This window comes from Gordonia sp. (in: high G+C Gram-positive bacteria) (assembly GCF_012515855.1).
In the GTDB taxonomy this organism is placed as follows: domain Bacteria; phylum Actinomycetota; class Actinomycetes; order Mycobacteriales; family Mycobacteriaceae; genus Gordonia.
The window spans coordinates 1-5,831 of record NZ_JAAYXO010000068.1 but is presented as its reverse complement, the minus strand read 5'-3'; the positions used below and the strand labels follow the sequence as shown (position 1 = coordinate 5,831).

The 5,831-nt window shown below is 68.2% G+C and carries 4 protein-coding genes and 1 pseudogene; 2 read left to right on the top strand and 3 right to left on the bottom strand.

Annotation, left to right across the window (positions count from 1 at the left end; genetic code table 11):
- Nucleotides 1-2,199, top strand: a 2,199-nt coding sequence (locus GX543_RS04635; protein ID WP_290850127.1) for a carboxyl transferase domain-containing protein, incomplete at its 5' end; no start/stop codon positions are given.
- A gap of 94 nt (nucleotides 2,200-2,293) precedes the next feature.
- Here the strand turns inward: GX543_RS04635 and GX543_RS04630 are convergent.
- Both GX543_RS04630 and ppgK read right to left on the bottom strand, forming a co-directional pair.
- The gene (locus GX543_RS04630) at nucleotides 2,294-3,712 is read right to left on the bottom strand and encodes an RNA polymerase sigma factor (protein WP_290850125.1); all 1,419 of its coding nucleotides are present in this window, start codon (nucleotides 3,710-3,712) and stop codon (nucleotides 2,294-2,296) included.
- A 179-nt stretch (nucleotides 3,713-3,891) separates the two neighbouring features.
- Entirely contained in the window at nucleotides 3,892-4,698 is an 807-nt protein-coding gene (gene ppgK, locus GX543_RS04625) for a polyphosphate--glucose phosphotransferase (RefSeq protein WP_290850123.1), read from the bottom strand.
- 100 nt (nucleotides 4,699-4,798) lie between these two features.
- On the opposite strand from ppgK, the gene GX543_RS04620 reads away from it, so the two are divergent.
- On the top strand, nucleotides 4,799-5,668 hold the full coding sequence (locus GX543_RS04620; RefSeq protein WP_290850121.1) for an inositol monophosphatase family protein: 870 nt from the start codon (nucleotides 4,799-4,801) through the stop codon (nucleotides 5,666-5,668).
- 50 nt (nucleotides 5,669-5,718) lie between these two features.
- Here GX543_RS04620 and GX543_RS04615 read toward each other — a convergent pair.
- A pseudogene (locus GX543_RS04615) lies at nucleotides 5,719-5,831 on the bottom strand (LytR family transcriptional regulator); the annotation flags it as partial.

The following is a 5,831-nucleotide window of genomic DNA, read 5'->3' as shown; positions in this document are numbered from 1 at the left end:
GTCGTCGCCGTCGGTTCGGCGGTGCAGGCTCGCGTCAACCTCGAGACCATGCACCCGGACGGGACGGCCATGCCGACCGCCGGAACCCTGACCGCCTTCACTCCGCCGTCGGGACCGGGTGTCCGCGTGGACACCTTCGGCGCCCTCGGTCTGGAGACGTCGCTGCGCTACGACTCGCTCCTGGCGAAGGTGATCGTCCGAGCACCGTCGTTGGCGTCGGCGCTGGCGAAGGCCGACCGGGCGCTCGGCGAGTTCGTGATCGAGGGGCCCGAGACCAACATCGACCTGCTGCGAGCGGTCCTGACCGACGCCGAGTTCGTCTCCGGTCCGGTCGACACGGGCTTCCTCGATCGCCGGTTGGCTGACTTGCTGCCCGAGACCGACTTGCTGCCCAACACTTCAGTACCGGTCCGGGCAACCCCGCCGAGTGCGTTGGCGGCCGGGGAGATGGCTGCGGTCGCGCAGATGACCTCCACCGTCGTCGATGTCGCCGAGCCCGGATCCACGGTGCCCGCCGGCGCTCCGCTCGCGATTCTCGAAGCGATGAAGATGCAACACGAAGTGCTCGCCGAGACCGCCGCGGTCGTGGTGCGTGTAGAGGCCGGTCGCGGTCGAACGGTGGCGGCCGGTGCCACCGTGGTGGTGTACCGACCGGTTGATTCGGACGGCGATCTCCTCGCGACGCAGGTGTTCGATCTCGACCGCTCGCGTGCCGATCTCGACGAGGTGAACGAGCGGCATCGGATCACCCGTGACGGGGCGCGTCCGGCGGCGGTCGCCAAGCGGCGGGCCATCGGCCGTCGGACAGCGCGAGAGAACATCGCCGACCTCGTCGACGACGGCAGCTTCGTGGAGTACGGAGCGTTGGTGATCGCGGCGCAGAAGGCCCGGCGCTCGATGGACGACCTCATCGCCAACACCCCCGCCGACGGTCTGGTGGGCGGCGTCGCGACGATCGGTGCGGACGACTTCGGCCGTGACCGGTCGGCGGCCGTGGTGATGTCGTACGACTACACGGTCCTCGCGGGGACGCAGGGCTGGCGCAATCACGCCAAGACCGATCGCCTGCTCGACATCGCTCGGCGACGCGACCTGCCGGTGGTCTTCTTCACCGAGGGCGGCGGTGGTCGTCCCGGAGACACCGACCTCGACATCGTCGCAGGCCTTGACGTCCCGACTTTCCGGGCGATGGGACAGATCCGCGATCGAGCGCCGTCGATCGCCGTGGTCTCCGGCCGTTGTTTTGCCGGGAATGCAGCGCTGGCAGGCGCGTGCGACCTCATCGTCGCGACCCCCGATGCCAACATCGGGATGGGTGGCCCGGCGATGATCTCCGGCGGCGGTCTCGGCGAGTTCGCCCCCGAGGAGATCGGACCGATCCAGACGCAGCGGCGCAACGGCGTGGTCGACGTCGTCGCCGATGACGAATCCCACGCCGTGGCGCTGGTCCGGCAGCTGCTCGGCTATTTCCAGGGTCCGGTCGACGACTGGGAGGCGCCCGACCCTCGAGTGTCGAGGCATGTGGTGCCCGAGAACCGATTGCGTGCGTACGACGTTCATGCCGCGATCGACGCGGTCGCGGACGTCGGTTCGGTGGTGGAACTGCGACCGGACTACGCCTCCGGGATGGTGACCGCCTTCATGCGAGTGGAGGGCCGACCGTTCGGGCTGGTGGCCAACAGCAGCCTGCACCTGGGCGGCGCCATCGACGCCGACGGCGCTGACAAGCTCGCCGAATTCCTGCAGCTGTGCCAGTTGCGGGGCCTCCCGATCGTGTCGTTCTGCGACACCCCCGGGTTCATGGTCGGGCCGGAATCCGAAGCGAACGCGACGGTGCGTCGGTTCTCGCGCCTGTTCTCGATCGGCGCGCGCCTCACGGTGCCCTTCGGTGCGGTGATCCTGCGCAAGGGTTACGGTCTCGGAGCCATGGCGATGACCGCGGGCAGTTTCCTGGCCCCGCAGTTCACCGTCGCCTGGCCCACCGGCGAGATCGGCGGCATGGGGCTCGAAGGTGCTGTCCGCCTCGGCTTCGCGAAGGAACTGGCCGCGGCGCCCGACGAGGAGTCGCGCGCCGAACTCTATGACGGGCTGGTGGCGCAGATGTACGAGCGCGGCCGAGGCCTGTCCGCGGCGACCACCGGAGAACTCGACGACGTGATCGATCCCGCCGACACGCGTGCGTGGATAGCGACCCTGTAGCAGCGCAGCGGGCATCGGCGAGCAGAAAGCGCCCCGGAAGATTCCGGGGCGCTTTCTGAACTCCTGATGCGTGGTGCTAGTCCAGGTAGTGCTGCTAGTCCAGGTAGTCCCGCAGCACCTGCGAGCGGCTCGGGTGGCGGAGCTTGCTCATGGTCTTCGACTCGATCTGCCGGATGCGCTCACGCGTGACGCCGTAGACCTGGCCGATCTCGTCGAGCGTGCGCGGCTGGCCGTCGGTGAGACCGAAGCGCAGGCGGACGACGCCGGCCTCGCGCTCCGACAGGGTGTCGAGCACGTCCTGCAGTTGATCCTGCAACAGCGTGAAGCTGACGGCGTCGACGGCGACGACGGCTTCGGAGTCCTCGATGAAGTCGCCGAGCTGGCTGTCGCCTTCGTCGCCGATGGTCTGGTCGAGGGAGATCGGCTCACGAGCGTACTGCTGGATCTCCAGCACCTTCTCCGGCGTGATGTCCATTTCCTTCGCGAGCTCTTCCGGGGTCGGCTCGCGGCCGAGGTCCTGGAGCAGCTCGCGCTGGATGCGACCCAGCTTGTTGATGACCTCGACCATGTGCACCGGGATGCGGATGGTGCGCGCTTGGTCGGCCATCGCGCGGGTGATCGCCTGACGGATCCACCAGGTGGCGTACGTCGAGAACTTGTAGCCCTTGGTGTAGTCGAACTTCTCGACCGCACGGATCAGACCGAGGTTGCCTTCCTGGATCAGGTCGAGGAAGGCCATGCCGCGACCGGTGTAGCGCTTGGCGAGCGAGACCACCAGGCGGAGGTTCGCTTCGAGTAGGTGGTTCTTGGCACGGTTGCCGTCACGGGAGATCCACGAGAGGTCGCGGCGCTGAGCCACCGACAGCTTCTCGCCGGACTCCATCACCCGGCGCAGGCGCTCGGTGGCGAACAGTCCGGCCTCGATGCGCTTGGCGAGTTCGACCTCTTCCTCAGCATTCAGCAGCGCGACCTTGCCGATCTGCTTGAGGTACGCGCGGACGGAGTCGGCCGATGCGGTCAGCTCGGCGTCCTTGCGTGCCTGACGCAGGGCCTCGGACTCGTCTTCGTCCCAGACGAAGTCGGGCTTGGCCTCGTCTTCCTTCTTCTTGGCGCGAGTACCTGCGCGCTTGGCGGGCTTGGTCGCCTTCGCGTCCTTCTCGTTGTCGTCATCCTCGACGATCAGATCGTCGTCGGCCAGATCGATCTGCGAATCGTCGACGTCGTCCAGACCCTCGCCCGGGGTCGGCTCTTCTTCGTCGCCGTCGACGGACGGGTCGGCTGCCTTCGTGCTCGCGCGCTTGGTCGCCGTCTTCTTCGCTGCGGTCTTCTTGGCCGCGGTCTTCTTGGCCGCCGTCTTCTTGGCCGCGGTCTTCTTCGCTGCAGCTTTCTTGGCCGGAGCCTTCTTCGCCGGGGCCTTCTTGGCGGGGGCCTTTTTAGCCGGGGCCTTCTTGGCTGCTACCGGCTCGTCTCCGGTGGCTTCAACTGCTGCGTCGGTGGACTTGGTGGTTGCCACTTACAACCTTTCGACAGAACTCACGGGCGACACGGCGATGGGCCTCCCGAAGGGGAGTTGGTGGCCGTGGGCGAAGGGGCTTGAGGGCTCGGTGCGGGACCGATGTGTTCCATTGTAACGACAAGGTTGCCGTGAGCACATGCGCCTACCGGTTTGTCGGCTCGCGAATCGGCGTCCGATCAGAACGAAAGGCCCTCGTCGACGGCGATGGCGGCACCGACGATGCCCGCGGAGTTGCGGAGCTGCGCCGCCACGACCGGCGTCTCGTTGGTCAACAACGGAATCCATTGGTCGCCCTTGCGGCTGATTCCGCCGCCGACGATGAACAGGCTGGGGGAGAAGATGGCCTCGTAGTGGCTCAGTACCGTGGAGACCTTCTTTGTCCACTTCCGCAGCGACCAGCCCTTGTCCTCGCGGACCTTCGCCGACGCCTGGTGCTCGGCTTCCTTGCCGTCGACCTCCAGGTGGCCGAACTCGGTGTTCGGCACCAGGGTGCCGTCGTAGATCAGCGCTGAACCGATGCCCGTGCCGAAGGTCAAGAGGATGACGGTGCCCTCGGAGTTCTGGGCGCCGGCACCGAAGCGCTGCTCGGCGATCCCGGCGGCGTCGGCGTCGTTCAGCACCGACACCCGTCGTCCGCCGAGTCGCTCACTGAACAGGGAGTTGAGGTCGGTGCCCTTCCACGATTCGTCGATGTTGGCTGCCGATCGCATGATGCCGTCGCGCACCACGCCCGGGACGGTGAGGCCCACCGGGCCCGTCCAGCCGAAATGGTCGACGATCTCGAGCGCGGTGTCGGCCACCGCCGTCGGCGTCGCCGGTTTGGGCGTAGCGATGCGGTGTCGGTCGCCGACGAAGGCGCCGGTGCGCAAGTCCACGATCGCGCCCTTGACGCCGGATCCGCCGATGTCGATGCCGAACCCGAGATGGGACGACGGACTGGTGGATCGGTCGGAGGCCAGCACGGTGATCTGGGCGTCGGACATCGGTGCGGTCCGCCTTTCTAGGCAGGTGGAAGCGTTGGCGGCGGATAGTTCCGGGGAACCACCCTAGACTCTAGGCGTGAGGTACCCAGGAGATTCTGTCGTGTCGGAAACTGCCGTGTCGGAGAACGCTGCGCTGGCGGCGATCGCCCGCACCGTCGCAGAGGAGGCCGCCGAGCACGTGCGCAGCCGCCGCACCGAGCTGTTCGCGCCGACCGGCACTCGCGCGGCCGACGCGTCCGTGTCGTCGAAGTCCACCCCCACCGATCCGGTGACGGTCGCCGACACCGAGACCGAGACGCTGATCCGCGACCTGCTCCGTCGGGAACGGCCGGGCGACGAGATCCTCGGGGAGGAGGCCGGCGGCTCGGTGGCGGTGCCGAACGGCGTGCGCTGGGTGGTTGACCCGATCGACGGCACGGTGAACTTCCTCTACGGCATTCCGGCCTACGCGGTCTCGGTGGCAGCCCAGATCGACGGGCACTCGGTCGCCGGCGCTGTCGTGGACGTGGCCCGCAGCGTCACCTACTGGGCTGCGAGCGGCCAGGGCGCCTGGGCGTCCGGATTGGCCCCCGACGTCGTTCGACTGACGTGCAATCCGATCGCCGATCCCGAACTGGCACTGGTGGCCACCGGGTTCGCCTACTCGCGAGAACGCCGCGTGCAGCAGGGGGCGCTGATGGCTCAACTGCTGCCGCACGTTCGTGACATTCGGCGAGTCGGGGCCGCGGCCCTCGACCTCTGCATGGTGGCCTCGGGCGCGGTCGACGCGCACATCGAGCACGGCCTGAGCCCGTGGGACTGGGCGGCAGGCGGCCTGATCGCGGCTGAGGCCGGCGCGCACGTGGTGCTGCCGCCCGCCGACTCCAGGTCCGGCGAAGGTCACGCGACCATCGCCGCCGCGCCCGGGATCGCCGAGGCCTTCCTTACGACGCTCACCGAGATCGGCGGCCTCGAGGCCATGCCGGACTGATCGACGGCAGCGAGGCGCGGGTGGCGAGCGGCTAGCGCTGAGGTGGTCCGTCAGCAGGCCTGGTTGTGCACGGCCTCGATCAGCGAGCGATCGATGGCGGTCTTGGGGTTCTTCGGATCCACCGAGCGCAAGGCCTCCAGGGCAGCCTGGGTGTCCTGGGTCG